Source organism: Pedobacter sp. Hv1 (genome assembly GCF_001412215.1).
In the GTDB taxonomy this organism is placed as follows: domain Bacteria; phylum Bacteroidota; class Bacteroidia; order Sphingobacteriales; family Sphingobacteriaceae; genus Pedobacter.
In genome coordinates, this window is record NZ_LLWP01000005.1 from 123,280 (window position 1) to 142,488 (window position 19,209).

The 19,209-nt window shown below is 36.3% G+C and carries 20 protein-coding genes; 14 read left to right on the forward strand and 6 right to left on the reverse strand.

Annotated elements, in window-relative coordinates; translation table 11 throughout:
• The first annotated feature begins 166 nt into the window (after positions 1-166).
• The 4 genes from AQF98_RS12120 to AQF98_RS12135 all read left to right on the forward strand — a co-directional run bounded on the left by AQF98_RS12120 (position 167) and on the right by AQF98_RS12135 (position 3,751).
• Positions 167-844 (forward strand): response regulator transcription factor, encoded by a 678-nt coding sequence (locus tag AQF98_RS12120; RefSeq protein ID WP_055132232.1) that lies wholly within the window; start codon positions 167-169, stop codon positions 842-844.
• A complete protein-coding gene (locus AQF98_RS12125) occupies positions 845-2,215 on the forward strand; it encodes a HAMP domain-containing sensor histidine kinase (protein WP_055132233.1) in 1,371 nt (456 codons plus the stop codon). It begins immediately after the preceding gene.
• A gap of 87 nt (positions 2,216-2,302) precedes the next feature.
• The gene (locus tag AQF98_RS12130; protein WP_055132234.1) at positions 2,303-2,800 is read left to right on the forward strand and encodes a hypothetical protein; all 498 of its coding nucleotides are present in this window, start codon (positions 2,303-2,305) and stop codon (positions 2,798-2,800) included.
• A gap of 24 nt (positions 2,801-2,824) precedes the next feature.
• Positions 2,825-3,751 (forward strand): bestrophin family protein, encoded by a 927-nt coding sequence (locus AQF98_RS12135; RefSeq protein ID WP_055132235.1) that lies wholly within the window; start codon positions 2,825-2,827, stop codon positions 3,749-3,751.
• A gap of 82 nt (positions 3,752-3,833) precedes the next feature.
• On the opposite strand, the gene gyrB is transcribed toward AQF98_RS12135, so the two are convergent.
• Positions 3,834-5,792, reverse strand: a complete 1,959-nt coding sequence (gene gyrB / locus AQF98_RS12140; RefSeq protein WP_055132236.1) for a DNA topoisomerase (ATP-hydrolyzing) subunit B — start codon at positions 5,790-5,792, stop codon at positions 3,834-3,836.
• A gap of 167 nt (positions 5,793-5,959) precedes the next feature.
• Between gyrB and AQF98_RS12145 the strand changes: the two genes are divergently transcribed.
• Entirely contained in the window at positions 5,960-6,562 is a 603-nt protein-coding gene (locus AQF98_RS12145; protein ID WP_055132237.1) for an OmpH family outer membrane protein, read from the forward strand.
• A 77-nt stretch (positions 6,563-6,639) separates the two neighbouring features.
• Positions 6,640-7,122 carry a nucleoside deaminase gene (locus AQF98_RS12150; RefSeq protein WP_055132238.1) on the forward strand — a complete coding sequence of 161 codons (483 nt, stop codon included), beginning with the start codon at positions 6,640-6,642 and terminating at the stop codon, positions 7,120-7,122.
• A gap of 54 nt (positions 7,123-7,176) precedes the next feature.
• On the opposite strand, the gene AQF98_RS12155 is transcribed toward AQF98_RS12150, so the two are convergent.
• Positions 7,177-9,090 (reverse strand): TlpA disulfide reductase family protein, encoded by a 1,914-nt coding sequence (locus AQF98_RS12155; RefSeq protein WP_055132239.1) that lies wholly within the window; start codon positions 9,088-9,090, stop codon positions 7,177-7,179.
• A 137-nt stretch (positions 9,091-9,227) separates the two neighbouring features.
• Here AQF98_RS12155 and AQF98_RS12160 point away from each other — a divergent pair, with 137 nt between their 5' ends.
• Positions 9,228-9,962, forward strand: a complete 735-nt coding sequence (locus tag AQF98_RS12160; protein ID WP_055132240.1) for an EcsC family protein — start codon at positions 9,228-9,230, stop codon at positions 9,960-9,962.
• A 28-nt stretch (positions 9,963-9,990) separates the two neighbouring features.
• Here the strand turns inward: AQF98_RS12160 and AQF98_RS12165 are convergent, their stop codons facing one another.
• Entirely contained in the window at positions 9,991-10,440 is a 450-nt protein-coding gene (locus tag AQF98_RS12165) for a nuclear transport factor 2 family protein (RefSeq protein ID WP_055132543.1), read from the reverse strand.
• 91 nt (positions 10,441-10,531) lie between these two features.
• The gene (locus AQF98_RS12170) at positions 10,532-10,936 is read right to left on the reverse strand and encodes an RNA-binding S4 domain-containing protein (RefSeq protein WP_055132241.1); all 405 of its coding nucleotides are present in this window, start codon (positions 10,934-10,936) and stop codon (positions 10,532-10,534) included.
• A gap of 232 nt (positions 10,937-11,168) precedes the next feature.
• Here AQF98_RS12170 and AQF98_RS12175 point away from each other — a divergent pair, with 232 nt between their 5' ends.
• From AQF98_RS12175 to AQF98_RS12195, 5 genes are all read left to right on the forward strand, one after another.
• Positions 11,169-11,987: a 2,3,4,5-tetrahydropyridine-2,6-dicarboxylate N-succinyltransferase gene (locus AQF98_RS12175; protein ID WP_055132242.1), complete on the forward strand. Its 819-nt coding sequence runs from the start codon at positions 11,169-11,171 to the stop codon at positions 11,985-11,987.
• A 13-nt stretch (positions 11,988-12,000) separates the two neighbouring features.
• On the forward strand, positions 12,001-13,215 hold the full coding sequence (locus AQF98_RS12180; RefSeq protein WP_082435025.1) for a glycosyltransferase family 1 protein: 1,215 nt from the start codon (positions 12,001-12,003) through the stop codon (positions 13,213-13,215).
• A complete protein-coding gene (locus tag AQF98_RS12185) occupies positions 13,212-13,994 on the forward strand; it encodes a DUF5672 family protein (RefSeq protein WP_055132243.1) in 783 nt (260 codons plus the stop codon). Before AQF98_RS12180 ends, AQF98_RS12185 begins: the two co-directional genes overlap by 4 nt.
• Positions 13,987-14,553, forward strand: a complete 567-nt coding sequence (locus AQF98_RS12190) for an L-threonylcarbamoyladenylate synthase (protein ID WP_055132244.1) — start codon at positions 13,987-13,989, stop codon at positions 14,551-14,553. The genes AQF98_RS12185 and AQF98_RS12190 overlap by 8 nt, the downstream gene beginning before the upstream one ends.
• Before the next feature lie 111 nt (positions 14,554-14,664).
• Positions 14,665-16,071 (forward strand): CCA tRNA nucleotidyltransferase, encoded by a 1,407-nt coding sequence (locus AQF98_RS12195; protein ID WP_055132245.1) that lies wholly within the window; start codon positions 14,665-14,667, stop codon positions 16,069-16,071.
• Between the two features lie 65 nt (positions 16,072-16,136).
• Here the strand turns inward: AQF98_RS12195 and AQF98_RS12200 are convergent, their stop codons facing one another.
• Complete coding sequence (locus AQF98_RS12200) at positions 16,137-16,922, reverse strand: hypothetical protein (RefSeq protein WP_055132246.1); 786 nt, start codon at positions 16,920-16,922, stop codon at positions 16,137-16,139.
• Positions 16,923-17,126: 204 nt separating this feature from the next.
• Between AQF98_RS12200 and AQF98_RS12205 the strand changes: the two genes are divergently transcribed.
• Complete coding sequence (locus AQF98_RS12205) at positions 17,127-17,780, forward strand: hypothetical protein (RefSeq protein WP_055132247.1); 654 nt, start codon at positions 17,127-17,129, stop codon at positions 17,778-17,780.
• Between the two features lie 24 nt (positions 17,781-17,804).
• Positions 17,805-18,758, forward strand: a complete 954-nt coding sequence (gene miaA / locus AQF98_RS12210) for a tRNA (adenosine(37)-N6)-dimethylallyltransferase MiaA (RefSeq protein WP_055132545.1) — start codon at positions 17,805-17,807, stop codon at positions 18,756-18,758.
• Between the two features lie 46 nt (positions 18,759-18,804).
• Here the strand turns inward: miaA and AQF98_RS12215 are convergent, their stop codons facing one another.
• Entirely contained in the window at positions 18,805-19,119 is a 315-nt protein-coding gene (locus AQF98_RS12215) for a DUF3467 domain-containing protein (protein ID WP_055132248.1), read from the reverse strand.
• Positions 19,120-19,209: the final 90 nt, after the last annotated feature.

Below are 19,209 nucleotides of genomic sequence, written 5' to 3' on the forward strand. Positions count from 1 at the left end.
TATTTTTATATACATAAGAAAATTATATATATAAATTTTATAATTATTTAAGCAGATCTAATGCTTAGCACTCTTATGTCCAATTTGTGTTAAAAAAACAGCACAATAGGTAGCTTTTAAGTGTTAAGATTTTGATTTATATTAATTTTTAGAATATTTGTTAACGATGAATTTATTAATTGTTGAGGACGAGCCAAGTATTGTCTCTATCATTTCAAGAGGATTAGCAGCTGAAGGCTTTGAGATTAGTGTGGCGCCCGATGGCCTTATCGGTGCAGAAATGGCCAAAAACAATCATTTCGATTTAATTATATTAGACATTATGCTTCCGGGCCTCAATGGAATTGCCCTGTGCAAGCTCATTAAAAAGGAGAAACCAAATCTCCCTATCATTATGCTTACTGCGCTTGGCACTACAGAAAATGTGGTAAATGGACTTGATAATGGTGCTGACGATTACATGATCAAACCATTTAAATTTGCAGAGCTTTTTGCACGGATCAGGATGTTGATGAGAAGGTACCAAGATACAAGCCAAAATGATGAGCTCATTCAAATTTCAGATCTGCAGGTTAACCTATCTGCAAAGACCGTTAAACGCAACAATGAAGCCATTAATTTAACAGCTACAGAATATCGCTTATTAGAATTCATGGCCAAAAACAAATATAAAATCCTTTCTAGGATTGACATTTTGGAAAATGTTTGGGACATCGATTTTAACCTGGGAACCAATGTAGTAGACGTTTATGTCAACTACCTCCGCAAAAAAATAGATAAGGATAATCAGCACAAGCTGATACATACCGTAATTGGGCTGGGTTATGTACTCAAAGAAATATAAATGGAAATCGCTAAAAAAATCACCTTCCTATTTGCCATATTATCGGCCATTATCATTTCTTTATTAAGTGGTTTTGTATGGTATTTCTCTAACGAATTTGCTTTTGAAGATTTTTACAAACGGCTAGAAGCCAGGGTAAATATTACTGCACAGATTAAAACCTCAACAAGCAAAAGTATTCTAGAAAAAGTACGTAACCAGTATTTAGAACGACTTCCAGACGAAAAAGAATATATTCTTGAAAGAGACCATAAACAAACAAATAATCCTCAAATAAGTACGCCCTTGCCTTCCAGTTTTTATGAAAAAATTAATGAAGGCAAGATGGCTCGTTACCGAAAAGAGAACCATTTTTATGCAGGCAAATATTTTGGGAATAAAGAACAAGGTTACATCGTGATCATTTCAGCCAATGACCCTTTTGGTTTCCGAGAGTTAAAAGATCTACAGAAAATATTAATTGCGGGTTTCTTCCTATCTATACTACTTTCTTTTATTGTAGGATGGAAATTCTCAAATTACATGCTCAACCCGTTAAGGAACATTATTAAAAGTGTAAAGAAGATAAAGGCAGAGAATTTACACTTAAGGTTAGATGTTAAAGGTGGTGGTGACGAGATGTCCATATTGTCGCAAACCTTTAACAATATGTTGAATAGGTTAGAAACCGCATTCGAAACCCAAAATAACTTCATCAGTAATGCTTCGCACGAGTTAAGAACTCCTTTAACGATCATTAGCGGAGAAGTAGAACTAGCGCTACGTCATGTCGACGATAAAAAAAGTCAAGAGCTAGCTTTAAACAAAATTAAGGATGAAGCCGAAAGACTCGAACATATCTTAACCAGTTTGTTGGGTTTGGCACAATCTGGTTTCAATGGTAAAAATCAACCTTGGGAGGAAGTTAGGATGGACGAGCTACTTTGGGACATCAAGGCTGCTGTTAACCAAGTCCATACCGAGAGCATCATCGAAATAGATTTTAGCAAACTGCCACCAGATGAAGAATTGTTGACTCTAAAAGCCAATAAAAACCTCATCAAATTGGCCATAACCAATATTGTAAGCAATGCCTGTAAATATTCAAATTACAAGCCAGTTTTAATTACCATAGAAAACAAGCTCAATATGCTTTCCATAACGGTAAAAGATCAAGGTATTGGTATTCCGCAAGATGATGTACAACATATTTTTGAGCCTTTTTACAGAGCTTCTAATACCAGCGAATTTAAAGGTTATGGAGTTGGTCTACCTTTATCGCTCAACATCATCAGGTTACACCGTGGTAGCATTGCCATCAGCTCACAAGAGAAAATAGGCACAGAAATTAAGGTGTTATTACCCACTAAACAAGATTTTTTAAAATTCTAATCCCATTCTAATCTCGCTCTTATTTGGTTCCAATACGCTCATGCTAAACTTGTAGAATAATTATTCAAAATCATTAAACAAGAAATCATGAAAACAGTATTAATTCCAACAGATTTCAACGCAGGAAGTCTAACGATCATCGACACTTTGGTACTTACCAACAAACCTGAGACTATCAGTATTATTTTTTTACATGCTTTCAAATTATCGGATTCCATTACTGATATGTTAATGTTGAGCCGCAGGAGTAGAGATTATGAGAATATCAGTCAAGAATTTTATGATCAAATAGCTCATTACAAAGAAAAGTACCCTAACGACATCCAATTTATAGGCATTGAATATTTTTATGGCAGTACCGTAGTGGCCTTTAAAAACTTCTTAGAGAGAATAGCGCCGAGCTTTATTGCTTACCCAAAAAACTACAATTTCCACCCTATCAACAAGTACAGCATCAACCCTATTCACTTAACCAATCGTTGTGGTTACAATGTGATAGAACTGGACGCAGAAGAATTTGCCAATGCAGAAAAGTTATTCGAAACAAGAATACCTGAAAAAGCCACCAAAATCTTAAGTACTTAATTTTTAAATCTAAAACTTTATCTCATGCTGCTACGAAATAACATCCCACTAAGCTATATTTTTGGAAAGATAAAGAAAGAATTGATATTCGTTATCCTTTACTCAATAGGTATCGTTGTCCTTTACCAAAATTTTCACGTCACCCGAATCTCCATTCCAATTGCAGTGCCAGCCTTATTAGGCACAATTATTTCATTGTTACTCGCCTTTAGATCTAATCAGGCGTATGATCGATGGTGGGAGGCCCGAATTATATGGGGTGCAATTGTGAATGATTCCAGAACCATTTCTAGACAAATATTGTCATTTGTTGAGAACCCTTATGACCTTGATGAAATTGAACAATTCAAAAAGCGATTTATTAAAAGACAAATTGCTTGGTGCAATGCCTTAAGCTTATCGTTAAGAGGTTTCAACACTCATAAAGGAATTGAAAAGCATTTAGACAAAAACGAGCTTAACAGCATTAAAAATCAAAGAAATGTAACTGTTGCCTTGTTAGAACTACATGCCATGGACCTTAAAAAGGCCCTAGCCGAGGGCTGGATCAACAAGTACCAACAAATTCAGATGGATCAATCCATCACGGCACTTTGTAACCATATGGGAGGTTCTCAACGGATTAAAAACACCATATTTCCGGTTACCTATAGCAAATACATTAACATGTCTATTCAACTATTCATCTTATTGCTACCATTTGGGCTGATTGAATATTTCGGTTACATGGAAGTACCTGTGGTGATTGCCATCTCCACATTTTTTCTATTGGTAGAAAAAATGGCTATCCATTTACAAGATCCATTTGAGAACAAACCTACCGATACGCCCACTACAACCATTTGTAGAAATATTGAAAAGGATCTCTATCAAATGTTGGACGACCACAAGCTTTACGAGGATATGCCACAACTAGAAAAAGCGGGCATTGGTTCTTACTACATTTTATAAGGCACCACCATTACAGCAAAAAGCCCTTTCTGTTTGAAATAGAAAGGGCTTTATTTATAAAATACCTTAAGAGATTGAAAGGTTAAGCATCAATCTTTGCATATTTTGCATTACGTTCAATAAACTCTCTACGTGGAGCAACTTCATCGCCCATTAACATAGAGAAAGTATGGTCGCACTCTGCTGCATTTTCTATTGTTGCTTTTAATAAGGTACGTGTTGCCGGATTTAAGGTAGTTTCCCATAATTGCTCAGCGTTCATCTCTCCCAAACCTTTATAGCGTTGAATATGTACACTTTCTTCTTTACCAGCACCTTTTAAACGTTGTACCGCAGCATCACGTTGTTGGTCGTTCCAGCAATATTCAAAGTCTTTTCCTTTTTTAACTTGATAAAGTGGTGGCGCAGCGATGTAAACATAACCTGCCTCAATTAATGCCTTCATGTAGCGGAAGAAGAAAGTGAGGATCAACGTGGTAATGTGCGATCCGTCAATGTCCGCATCCGTCATGATTACAATTTTATGGTAACGGAGTTTAGTTAAATTCAATGCTTTATCATCTTCAGGCGTTCCTATACTTACACCTAAAGCGGTAAACATATTTTTAATCTCGTCGTTCTCGTAAATTTTATGCTCCATTGCTTTTTCTACGTTAAGGATTTTTCCCTTAAGTGGAAGAATAGCTTGATAATTACGGTCGCGACCTTGTTTAGCGGTACCACCCGCCGAGTCGCCCTCTACCAGGTACAACTCACATTTTTCTGGATCGCTATCAGAGCAATCGGCTAGTTTTCCTGGCAAACCAGAACCACCCATTACACTTTTGCGCTGTACCATCTCGCGAGCTTTACGAGCAGCAGCTCTAGCTGTAGCAGCCAAAATAACCTTGTTTACGATCATTTTAGCTTCTTTTGGATATTCTTCTAAGTAAATACCTAAAGCTTCTCCTACGGCCACATCTACCGCACCCATTACCTCAGAGTTACCCAACTTGGTTTTGGTCTGACCTTCAAATTGAGGTTCTTGTACTTTTACCGAAACCACAGCAGTTAAACCTTCTCTAAAGTCATCACCCGTAATCTCGAATTTTACATTTTTAAGCAAGCCCGATTTCTCTGCATATGCTTTTAAGGTACGGGTTAAACCACGTCTGAAACCTGCAATATGCGTACCACCCTCGTGCGTATTGATGTTGTTTACGTAAGAGTGCACATTCTCAGAATAGCTATCATTGTACTGCATCGCCAATTCAACTGGGATACCGTTTTTAATTCCTTCTACGTAAATTGGCTCAGGAATTAAAGAAGGACGAGTGCCATCTAAAAACTGAACAAATTCTTTTAAGCCACCTTCAGATTTGAATACTTCAGACAAGAAAGTACCATCATCATTTACCTCACGTTCGTCTGTTAAGGTCAAACTAATTCCTTTATTCAAAAATGACAACTCACGTAAACGAGAAGCCAAAGTATCATAACGGTATTCTGTAGTTTGTGTAAAAATGGTTGGATCTGGACTAAAAGTTACAATTGTACCTCTTTTCTCCGTAGTTCCGATTTCTTTTACATCGTATAATGGTTTACCAATATTATATTCTTGTACCCAAATTTTACCTTCACGGTGTACCTCTGCTCTTAAATGTGTTGATAATGCGTTAACGCAACTTACCCCTACACCGTGCAAACCACCAGAAACTTTATAAGTGTCTTTATCAAATTTACCGCCCGCATGCAAAACCGTCATTACGATTTCTAAAGCCGACTTGTTTTCTTTTGTATTGATACCAGTAGGGATACCACGACCATTATCTTCAACCCTTACTGAATTGTCTTTAAGAATATTTACATAAATGGTGTCTGCGTGACCTGCTAATGCCTCATCAATTGAGTTATCTACAACCTCGTAAACCAGGTGGTGCAAACCTTTCACACCGGTATCGCCGATGTACATAGAAGGACGTTTACGAACCGCCTCTAAACCCTCTAAAACCTGTATGTTATCTGCCGAATAATTTGACTTTAAATCTTTTTCTTCGCTCATAATTTTGTTTAATACTTAAAGAATCAAAAATAACCATTTTTTGGCTAATTAAGGCAGATGTGGATAACTATTTGAGTGTTAAAATTGTTCAAAATCTGATTAAAAAACAGGACTTTTTAGGATAGTCCGTTTTGATTTTTATATTTGTTAAAATTTATAGATTGATAATGAAAGTAACAACATTAAAAGTAAGCAGTTTAGCTACTGCAATAGCAATAGTTTCTGTACTAACTGCTTGTGGAAATAAGGATAACAAAGCTGATGCAACAGCAACTAAAACAGCTACATCGGCAGTTGCTGGAGATGAGAAGATTGTTTATGTAAATTCAGACTCATTGTTAACCAAATACGAGTATTTCAAAGAGCTTAAATCCAAAATGGAAACCAAAGGCAAAGCTGCCGAAGGTGATCTAGCTGCTAAGACCCAAGCTTTCCAACGTGAAGTGCAACAATACCAACAACAACAAAATACTTTGCCTGCCGACCAAAGAGCGGCCACAGAGCAAAGATTAGCACGTAAACAACAAGAACTACAAGCTTACCAACAAAATGCTGGTGCAGCGCTTCAAAATGAGCAAGCTAAAGAGCAAGAAGTATTGTACAACAAAGTGGCAGATTACTTAAAAGGATATGCCAAAACCAAAGGTTATAAAATGGTATTAACTTATTCAAAAGGCAATAGCGCTATTTTATTTGCTGATGAAAGCTTAGATGTAACCAGTGCTGTAATTACTGGCCTAAACGAAGATTATAAAAAGAACAAAAAATAACAGCTGATCTCATTTAGTTTTTAAAATCATAAAAAAGCTCCGAGCAATCGGGGCATTTTTTTTGTACACGATATTTGATGGAACAAACGAAACAACACGAAAAATTTATGCGGATAGCCATCCGTCTTTCCGAGCAGAATGTGAACAAAAACCAAGGTGGTCCGTTTGGGGCAGTTGTAGTGAAAGATGGAAAAGTAATTGCCAAAAGTGCGAATAAGGTAACCGCCACCAACGACCCTACCGCACATGCCGAAGTTGCTGCAATTAGATTGGCCTGCAAAAAACTAAAAACCTTTGATTTGAGCGGCGCCATTGTTTACACCAGTTGTGAGCCATGCCCAATGTGTTTAGGTGCCATTTATTGGGCTAAAATAGCAGCCATTTATTATGGAAATACAAGACATGATGCAGCCACTGCAGACTTTGATGACAACTTGCTTTATGACGAACTGAATAAGCCCTTAGAGAAAAGGAAATTGCCCATTCAACAATTATTGAGAGACGAAGCATTACAAGCTTTTAAACTCTGGGAAAAATCGCCACTGAAAACAGATGATTAAACAAAAAGCCCCATCTTCTACTAGAAAATGGGGCTTTTCAATATTATAATTTCATTATTTACTCGATTCTTTTCCTGCCTTTGCCAATGCAATCATGATATCCAGTTCTTTAACAGTGCCTTCGGCAGTACCACCAAAACCTACTTTTTTAAAGCGGATATTTCCATTTCCATCTAGAATAAATTTAGTAGGAATTCCCTCTACTTTATATTGCTCAATCACATCAAATTTACTAGGGTCTTGTTTATTTTTGGTATCTAAAAGTACGTTAAAGGTGTATGGCGTACCTCCAATAAAATCTTTAACCACTTTCTCTCTATTCTCTTCGGTTTGCCAAGTGTTCACAAACAGGAATACTACATTCGGATCTGATTTATATTTATCAACTGCTTTTTGCATCCCTGGAAAAGAGGCAATACAAGGACCGCACCAGGTAGCCCAATAATCAACAATCACCACTTTACCTTTCAGCTGATCAAGCGAAACCGTTTCGCCTTTAAGATTGGCCAAGCTAAATTTAGGTGCAGGCATATCGATCATTTCTTTTACAAATTTGGCTCTTTCTGCTGCAATAGCCTCACGCTCCAAAGCATCATAATAGGTTTCAAAAGGTGTTGTTCCTTTGTAAGCCGCTTTAAGATCTGATTTCATTTGGTCAGTACCTTTACCATCTTTTATAAATTTTTCGGCATAGGTAACCACTTTCTCATTTAATCCATTTTTAGCCAAAAAATTCACATATCGGTCATTCATTTCTGGATTGGTAAACCCATTCATGGTTACCGCTTTTTCTTGATATTTAAGTGCCTCTGCATAATTATTTAAATGAGCCAACAACAAAGCATAAGTATCTGCATACATGGCATAAGAACCATCTAAACTCTTCACATATTCTTCTTGCGTATCGAAATAACCTGGTTTAGGATCATTTTTAGCTGCTTCTATCAATTCCAACGATTTTTTAGAAATTTTTGCAGAAAACTCGAGATTTTCTTTCTTCTCGGCATTTGCCCAAGCATAACTATTATATGCCCCGGCAAGTGTATTTTTATCTTGAATTTTATCTGTATAAAACTCAAATTTTTGATTGTTTTTAGCTGTTCCATAAGCAGAAGCTAAATTGGAGTAGAAGCTAGAAATTTTGGCCATATCTGCTTTTTTCTTTGCATCGAGTTTAAAGTCTTTAACCAATGCATTGAACTTTTCTTCCTTTTTAACCGCATCATTTTCACGGAAAACTCCATTAGCTCTATCCGAATAAGCATAATTTCCAACTGGAAAATCTTTTAAAATGATAGCTTTCACAGAATCTGCTTGACTTTTTTTCTTCAGCTTGGTATATAAACCCATTATGGTAACCAGATCTGTTTCACTTTTAGCTTTTGAGGTATTCAGTTTTTTCATAAAAGCATTGATCATCCCTAGCCCCTTTTCTTTATCAACATCGTATTGGGCGCCCAAATAAGCCGCTTCATTGGTCGCTTTTAATTTAGGATCCATCTTAAAAGCCATTTCATATTCTTGTACTGCTTTTTCCGAGTTCCTTTTCCAACCCATGTAACCTACACTAATGGTCTGATAATAATCGGCCAATACCAAATGTGTTTTAGCATCTGCTACCCCATTTTTATAAAATGCTGTAAAATATCCATTCGGATTTTTATCTCGGGTATCTCCTGCAGTAAAGCTCAACATCACCAATGAAATACTGTCTGCCGTAGGCATGGTACCTTTATAAATTGCACCTTCCTTCTTTAACTCTACTTTGGTAGACTTAAATTGTTTTCCCATCAGCATAATAGCCTGACATTTTACATCAGCTAATTTCGCTAGTTCGCCACCAGTTGGATCATACTCAAAAGAAAGTGGCTGACCCGGCGCTGGGGTATTTGAAGTAAACTTTACAGTTTGTGCAGCCGCACTCAACATAGCTGTGAATGCTGCCGTAAGTAACAATAATTTCTTCATAGTCAATAGTTTTTAATTTAAAATTAACTAAATATATAGTTTTATAATAATGATTCCAAATTTTTCCTAACAATTCTGATGTTCAGTTGTCTAACTAATTAAAAGAATGATTTTGATCTTTTTACGAACATAAATTGATGAGCACTTACGAAGAAAAAATAGGTTACGAACTACAGTTTTGGAAAATGGAATTGATGAAAAAGCCATCCATATTAGGGAACCTTGCTACAAAAATGCAGACCAAGATCAATAGTTATATTCCTGTTAAAGTACACAAGGCCATTACAACAACCATTAAACAAATGGTAAAGGCAGTTCTATTTGGCTCTACTTATACCACTTCGGCCGTGCCTAACCCACAGTTAAGCTTATTGCATAGAGAAGCTCTTGTTAAAGCCAAAATAGATACCTACAGCAAAACTGGAGCCGCAGAAGGTGGCATTACCGGGGCAGGTGGTTTTTTAATGAGTATGGCCGATTTTCCGGTACTAATTGGCATCAAAATTAAAATGCTTTTCGAAATTGCGGCTTTGTACGGATACAACATTAAAGACTACAGAGAAAGATTATACATTCTTCATGTTTTTCAACTGGCATTTTCGAGCAAAGTTGGCACTCAAAATGTATTTAAACAAATGCAAAACTGGGATGAAAAATTAATTGTATTACCAGAAAGTGCCGATCAGTTTGATTGGCAGACTTTTCAGCAAGAGTATAGAGATTATATAGATTTAGCCAAAATGGCCCAATTGCTTCCTGTTGTGGGTGCGGCAGTGGGTGCAGTAGCCAATTATCAACTGATTAAAAAATTGGGCAAAACAGCAATGATGGCCTATCGGATGAGGATATTGAAAGATAAGCAGTTAGCCTAATCCTCTTTATAAAATGGCAGGCTCTGTTCTATTTGTGTCGAGAACTGTCGTAGTATTGCCAAAGCACATTGATAATTTTCCAAGTGCCATTCAACTTTACCAAATGCAGATAATCAATCCATTCATCTGCAAACAACTTAATGGAAGCTGTTCTGTCTGAAACATCAAGAAACTTCACTTCTTTTTTAGGAACAGCAGGGAACTTATCTTTTTTCTTGTTATAACTTTCAGCTAAAAGAATCATCGATTCTGCTGATGTTTCTCTCACATAGTCTTTGTTGGTTTCTTTATCTTTCCAAAAGGTTCGTTTAACCAGTCTTGGGTGTAAAGCCCGTTCCATTTGTGCAGCGTTTGGGGTATGTTGCGACTCAATGTAATCTAAAACTGCTTGTTTAATTGCTAAACTATCTTGTTTGGTTTGGCCAATACATGTGGTACCTACCATGAGTAAAAAGATAAAAACGAGACTGTATTTCATAAACATTGGTATTTCTTTTATTAATAGACTAAAAACTTCGAACTATAGACTGCAGACTCCCGACTTCAGACTTTGGACTTCTCACTACAGACTAACCTTCTCCTTCTTCAAAAAGACCTCCCAGTAGATCGTCGGTTTCGCGTCTGTCTTTTTTGGTTGGCCTGCCCGTACCTCTATCGCGTTTCAAACTTGGGGCATGAAAAACAGATTTAAAGGCATAGGTTTCTTCCTCTGGTGTAAGATCTTTATACTTGGTTACCGCAATTTTAGCTTCTACCCTGTTGTACAAAAGTTCTACTACCTCAATTATTTTTTTCTCAATTCCCTTAGATACCTGATAAACTTCACCAACTTTAACAATAGCCGATGGTTTTAAATTTTGGCCATCTAATTTTACCCTACCCGCTTTGCATGCATCTGTAGCCAAACTTCTGGTCTTAAACAATCTTATTGCCCAGAGATATTTATCAATCCTTAATTTCTCTTTCTCAGTCATAAAAAGCAAAAATACATAACAAAGCGCTAGGTGTAGCATTTTTCACTTAAGAATCGTTTTAGCTTAAATGCAACTAGAACATCATTGTTTGATAGGGGTACAATTTAAAAACACAAAATTGATTGGGTTATACCTCAAAAAAACCAGTATAAACTGATAAAAAATAAATTATTCTACGAAAACAATGCGCAATACATAAAATTGATTTATTTTGTAAAAAATTTGAAACACTATGATTGGCGAATTAAAAAAATTAATAGAAGCTGCTTGGGAAGATAGGTCTTTATTGTCGTATAATAACTATTGTGAAGCCATTGAAGAAGTAATTTTAAGATTAGATAAAGGTGAGTTGCGTGTAGCTGAGCCTATATTAAATAGCTGGGGAATTAACGAATGGATTAAAAAAGCAGTTATTCTATATTTTCCGATTAAAGAAATGAAAGAAATTAAGGTTGGTCCATTTGTTTTCCATGATAAAATGGAATTAAAAACCAACTATAAAGAAGCTGGTGTACGTGTGGTACCACATGGTATTGCTCGTTATGGCGCCTATTTAGCTAAAGGTGTAATTATGATGCCTTCTTATGTAAATATTGGTGCTTATGTAGACGAAGGTACTATGGTAGACACTTGGGCAACCGTAGGTTCTTGTGCACAAATAGGTAAACGTGTACACCTAAGTGGAGGTGTTGGCATTGGTGGCGTTTTAGAGCCAGTTCAAGCTGCCCCAGTAATTATTGAAGACGATTGCTTTATTGGTTCAAGAGCAATTGTAGTTGAAGGTGTACGTGTAGAAAAAGAAGCGGTTTTAGGTGCTAACGTGGTTTTAACAGCATCAACAAAAATTATTGATGTAACTGGCGAAAAACCTGTTGAATATAAAGGATTTGTTCCTTCACGTTCGGTGGTTATCCCGGGTTCTTACACTAAGAAATTCCCAGCTGGAGAATTTCAAGTACCATGTGCTTTAATTATAGGTAAACGTAAAGAATCTACAGATAAAAAGACTTCTCTAAATGATGCATTGAGAGAAAATAACGTAGCTGTATAAGCTAAGCCAAAAGGTGAAAAAAGAAAGTAAAAAGCTAAATCTAAAATTTGAAAGTTCTGAGTTTGTTAAGCCAAGCTCTGGACTTTCGGCTTTGGACTTTCGGTTCAGGATTGGATATGATGGCAAACGGGCAGCCAACAACCTAACTGGCCTGGGCAATTATAGCCGATCATTAGTCGAACATTTAGCCCTACAATTCCCAGATCATCAATATTTTATCTATAGTCCTAAGATCAAAGAATCTATCCGCAACCTTTCTTTGTTTGCCAAAAAAAATATCAACTTGGTTTTACCTCGAAAAGGCACCAGCCGATTATTTTGGAGGAGCTTAGGAATCAAAAAACAACTATTATCAGATAAAATTGATCTTTTTCATGGCTTAAGCCACGAAATTCCAATCGGACTACAAAAAACCAAGATCAAAAGTATTGTAACCATACACGACCTGATTTTTCTGATCAAACCTCAATACTATAAATTAGTAGATCGACGTATTTATCAATTAAAAAGCAAATATGCTTGTAAAAATGCGGATCAAATTATTGCCATTAGCGAACAAACTAAACGAGATATCATCTCTCAATACCACATCGACCCAGCAAAAATTGAAGTAATTTATCAAAGCTGCGACGATAGTTTCAAAACACTTTTATCTTCAGCCGATCAGGAAAAAGTAAGGGCTAAATACCAACTTCCAGCAAAGTATATTTTAAATTTAGGTACCATTGAACCTAGAAAAAATCTGCTCTTATTGATCAAGGCTTTACCAAAAGTTGATTCGACCTATCCATTGGTTGTAATTGGTAAAGAAACTGCTTATGCAGATCTAGTAAAAAAAGAAATCGAAAGCTTAGGCTTACAAAATAGGGTGCATTTTTTAAAAAATATACCTTTTACAGATTTACCCGCTATCTATCAGATGGCAAGTATTTTTGTCTACCCTTCTACTTACGAAGGATTTGGAATACCAATTATAGAAGCCCTATATAGCCATGTACCTGTAATTGCAGCTACAGGTTCTTGTTTAGAAGAGGCTGGAGGGCCAAACAGTATTTATGTTTCGCCCAACAATAGCGAAGAATTAACCAATGCCATAAACAAAGTACTCAACAATGAAGAATTACAACAAACGATGAAACAAAAAGGAATTCAATATGTTCAACGTTTTAATGATGATGTAGTTAGTCAGCAATTAATGAACTGTTACAAAAAGACATTGAGCGTATGAAAAGTTGTGTAGTTGTTTTTCCTTTGTATAAAGCTCCTGATGAAACTGAACTGGCATTCTTAGAAAATGGTTTAAAGCGAACCACAGGCTATAAGCAAGTTATCGTTGCACCAGAGGGCTTAATTGTTGACGAAACTTTTGGTTTATTGCAACAACTGGAAGTGAAACGTTTTGCCAGATGTTACTTTGAAGACATTAAAGGCTACAATCAATTGTTATTGTCGAAAGCTTTTTATACCGCTTTTGCTTTGTTTGATTTTATGCTCATTCACCAAGCCGATGTCTATCTTTTTAAGGATGAACTAGGTTTTTGGTGCGAAAAAAAATACGATTATATTGGTGCGCCTTGGTTTAAACCAGATAAGCTAAATAAAGGAATGTTCGCTAATTTTTGGGAACAGATTAAATTATCTTGCAAACCCAATAAGGTATATGCACAACGGTACAATAAAGTTGGAAATGGCGGTTTATCTTTACGAAAGATCGGTTCTGCCTTAATGGTTTTAGACCAAGTTGACCAAGCATTATTAGATAAATATTTACAAACTCAGGGAGATGGTTACAATGAAGATGTTTTTTGGTCATTAGAAGCGCCAAAGATCATGAACAATTATCGGATCCCCGATTGGCAAAAAGCAATGCAATTTGCAGTAGAGTTCCATCCAGCTATCGCTTTCGACTATTTAAAGGAAGAATTACCTTTTGGCTGTCATGCTCCGTTGAAACACAATCCAGAATTTTGGAAAAAATATATCCCTAAATTGAATTCAGATGCTTAGAGAAGAAGTTAATAACGCCCTAACCGTATTAAAGAATGGAGGTGTGATCCTCTACCCTACAGATACAGTTTGGGGTTTAGGTTGCGATGCGACCAATGAATTAGCCGTTGCCAAAGTAAATGAAATTAAAGGTAGAAGTGCCGATAAAAGCCTGATCATTCTTTTAGATAACGAGAACAAACTACAAAGTTATGTAAACGAAATTCCTGAGGTTGCCTACGAATTGATTGAATACGCAGAAAACCCAATGACCATTGTTTTTTCTAACGCAAAGAACTTGGCCAAAAATATGATCAATGCCGATGGCACTATTGGTATCCGTGTGGTTAAACATGAGTTTTGCGAACAATTGCTACAACGCTTTAGGAAACCAATTGTATCTACTTCTGCAAATTTAAGCGGCCAACCCACTCCAAAATTTTTCGATGAGATTAGTGAAGATATCAAGGCTGCAGTTGATTATGTTGTAGATTTTGAACAAGAGAACCGTACGCCTAAAAAACCATCAACTATTATTAAATTAGGTCCATCCGGACAATTTGAGTTTATACGTAAGTAATTTTACTATTTTTGCATAAATTTTTAAACCAGTTCGTCACTTTGAGTTGAGCTCAAGGTCTTCACTGCTAAAAAGATGCTGGAATAAATTCAGCCTGACGACTCCTTACTTATGCTACAACATCTACAAAACCCCGTATTTAAAGTGTTGGCTACTATTGCCAACCAGACCCAAACAGAGGCTTATGTAATTGGTGGTTTTGTACGCGATTTATTTTTAAATCGTCCGTCAAAAGATATAGACATTGTGATATTGGGCAATGGTATTGAGTTTGCAGAACAGGCAGGCAGACAATTGAAGACAAAGGTTGCAGTTTTTAAGAACTTTGGCACCGCAATGCTGAAGTACAATGATTTGGAGATTGAGTTTGTTGGCGCTAGAAAAGAATCTTATCGATCTGATTCTCGCAAACCAATTGTAGAAAATGGCACACTGGAAGATGATCAGCTGAGAAGAGATTTTACCATTAATGCCCTGGCCATATCACTCAATAAAGACAATTATGGCAGCTTAATTGATCCATTTAATGGATTAGCTGATCTTGAACGAAAACTCATCCGTACGCCTTTAGATCCGGCAATTACTTTCTCTGATGATCCGCTACGCATGATGCGAGCCATTCGCTTTGCAACACAGTTAAATTTCGATATTGATGAAGCAGCTTTAGCGGCAATTAAAAATCAAAAAGAACGAATCAGTATCGTTTCTAAAGAGCGGATTACCGATGAATTGAATAAAATTATTCTTGCAAAAACGCCATCCATTGGCTTCAATCATCTTTTTGACACCGGGCTTTTGCAGCTAATTTTCCCACAGATGGCGGCATTATATGGCGTTGAGATTATTAATGGTAAAGGACATAAAGATAATTTTTACCACACTTTACAGGTATTAGACAATATTTGCGAAACTACAGATGATCTTTGGTTACGTTGGGCTGCCATTTTGCACGATATTGCCAAACCGCCAACCAAACGCTTTGAAGAAGGACATGGTTGGACTTTCCATGGTCATGAAGATAAAGGAGCCAGAATGGTTCCCCAAATTTTTGCACAACTGAAACTTCCCTTAAATGAGAAAATGAAATTTGTTCAAAAATTGGTACAACTTCATTTACGTCCCATTGTGCTAGCACAAGAAAAAGTAACCGATTCGGCTGTTAGAAGACTGCTCTTTGAAGCCGGGGAGGAAATTGAAAGCTTAATGTTGTTGTGCAATGCAGATATCACCACTAAAAACGAATACAAGGTTAAAAAATACCGAAACAATTTTGAGTTAGTGAAGCAAAAACTCAAAGATGTTGAAGAACGAGATCAATTGCGCAATTGGCAACCACCAATTTCTGGAAACGATATTATGGAAACCTTCGGTTTAAGTGCAGGTAGAGAAGTTGGTATTTTAAAAAATGCCATCAGAGAAGCAATTTTGGAAGGTGAGATCATTAATAGTTATGACGAAGCATTCCATTTTATGCTCAAAAAGGCCAAAGAACTTGGCTTAAATCAAGTGATCAAATAACAAATCGCCTAAATACCAATTAAAATAAAGGCCCGACAAATGTCAAGGCCTTAATTTTAGGATGCTTAATTTCTTACAATGAGGTCTGGGAAAAAGAGCAGAATATTTTCTGATAGCCTACCATCAATTGATTTCAGCCTACCTTTCAATTCAGGATAAAAGTCACCAGTGTAATAACTAATGTTTGTATTTCCAATAGATTTAACTTTCCCTTTAATTTCTGGATAAAAATCGCCTGTATAATAGCTAACCTCTGTATTACCAATGGCTTTGATCTTTCCTTTAATCTCAGGGTAAAAATCACCAGTGTAATAACTGATGTCTGTACGACCAATAGATTTAATCTTCCCTTTAATTTCTGGATAAAAATCGCCTGTATAATAACTAACGTCTGTACTACCAATTGATTTGATCATACCTTTGATTTCTGGGTAAAAATTACCTGTGTAATAAGTAATCTCTGTACTGCCAATAGATTTGATCTTTCCTTTAATTTCTGGATAAAAATTGCCGGTATAATAGCCAATTTCTGTATGGCCGATAGATTTGATTTTCCCTTTAATTTCAGGGTAAAAATCACTCGTATAATAAGTGATTTCTGTACTGCCAATTGCATTGATTTTTCCGTTCAATTCTGGAAGAATACCACTGTAATATGCAATCTTATTTACATCAGCAGAGTTGAGATTTCCGATGAGTTCGGAAAAAACGCTATTGTTATACGCTATTTGAGTACTCCCTTTTGAGGTTTGTGCACTCGCCGATAAAAAACAGCTGGTAAGGAGCATTACTATAATACCTCTTACATAAGGCCTAAGCATAGGTCTTTCTTTCAATTGTAGAATTTTCATTTGTGTGTGTTTGTGTGTAGTCAATAGTAAATATTATTGATCAAAAAAACAAGGAAAACAACAGTAATGACGCACAAACTATAAGTGATGAAAACTATTTACATTAATGAAGCTATTTTAGGCGAGTTAACCATATTAAGGTAGAAGTATAGGCTTGAAATTATTTTTTATTTCTTAATTTTACAGGCTGAAACAGATAATGCAATGGCAATTTATAGATTTAAAATTTCTTTTGAAGATTTTGACGACGTAGTAAGAGAAATCGACATTAAGACCACCCAAACCTTCGAAGATTTACATAGGGCAATACACCGCTCAACAGGTTATAATGCTGATAAATCATCATCATTTTATGTAAGCACCGACAATTGGATTAAAGGTGATGAAATTGCTATTTTGCCTAACCAACGGAAAATTGACAACGGTGTAACATTAATGGAGAAGGCTAAACTGAGCAACTTTATTGAAGATCCACATCAAAAATTCTATTACATCTACAATTTTGAACGTCCTTTTGATTTTCATGTAGAGTTGGTTAAAATCATCTTAGAAAACGATCCAAATATAGAATATCCCTTCTTGGTGAGAAGTACAGGTGAGGCTCCAAAAATCATCGAAAAAAATAATGCTGGAGGTTTTGCCGTAACTAGCAGTGCAGCTTCGAGCGATTTCGATTTCTTAAACGAAATGGATTTTGTACCTGAAGATACTGAAGAATTAGAAGCCATGGGTGGTAGAGGCATCAATGCAGAAGAGGTTGATGAAGAAAGCGAAGAAGAGGAAGAAAAAGATGAGTTTGCAGACGGTGGCGATTTCGAAGACGAAGAATACGGCAGCGGAAAAGAAGAAGATTATTAATTGATGGAAGAAGTAAGAGCTGAAATGGAAGATGGAAATACTGAAATTCAACAATCTTACAATCCTAAAACCCTAGCTAAAACTTTAATTGTAGTAGTTGGGCCAACAGCAATAGGTAAAACTGCGCTAGCCATATCGTTAGCTCAGTTTTATCAAACTGAAATTATCTCAGCAGATTCTCGGCAATTTTTTAAAGAAATGCATATTGGCACCGCTAAACCTTCTGTCGAAGAATTAGCAGCAGCACCACATCATTTTATAGATTCGCATAGTGTAAAAACTTTATTTAGCACTGGCGATTTTGAGGTTCAAGCGCTCCAGCTAATGGAAACTCTGTTTAAAAACCACGACCGATTGATTATGGTTGGTGGCTCTGGCCTATACATTGATGCCATTTGTAAAGGCTTAGATGACTTGCCAGAAATCGACTTGAATATTCGTGAACAACTGAACCAACAATTTGCTACCGAAGGCATTGAACCGATAAAAAAGCAATTGGAAGAACTAGATCCGGCCTATTATGCCAAAGTAGATCAAGCTAATCCACAACGAATGATCAGGGGCTTGGAGGTTGTGCTTTCTACAGGTAAAAAATTAAGTTCCTTTTTAACAGCAAGTAAAAAAGAAAGGCCATTTAACATCATTAAGATAGGCTTAAATACAGATCGGGCCTTACTTTACGAACGCATTAACCATCGAGTAGATTTAATGATGGAGGCAGGTTTATTGTCCGAAGTAGAAAGCCTACTACCCTACAAGCAATACAACGCTTTAAATACGGTTGGTTATTCAGAACTGTTCAACTATCTCGATGGCAAATCGGATCTAGAATCGGCAGTTGTCCTAATCAAACAAAACACCCGCAGGTTTGCTAAACGTCAATTGACCTGGTTTAGACGAGATGAAGACACTGCTTGGTTTGAACCAAATGAAACTAATGAGATCATTAGCTATATACAAAATAAGTTAAAAGCATAAGCGATCAAACTTCAACTTATTACTTTTAACTTATCACTTTCAACTCCTACGCTTGCGCAGTTGGCCCACCAAAGTTCATCGGAAAGCCAGAAGGCTCCTCTTGAGTTTTGATTCTTCCATTGGCAGCTTCAAATTTTTCTAAATTATCTACCATGGCATTTAACAATCTCTTGGCATGCTCTGGTGTTAAAATAATTCTTGATTTTACTTTAGCTTTTGGAATACCCGGCATTACCCTGATAAAGTCTAATACAAATTCAGTGTTTGAGTGCGTAATGATCGCTAAGTTTGAGAATATACCTTCAGCTACCTCTTCAGATAACTCTATATTTAATTGATTTTCGTTCTGTTGTTCTTCCATGATGCTCAAAAATATAAAAAGCATTGTTAAAAATTACATCTATTTCATTATTGCTTCAAAAAATCTATTGCTTCAATATAGTGCACAAAA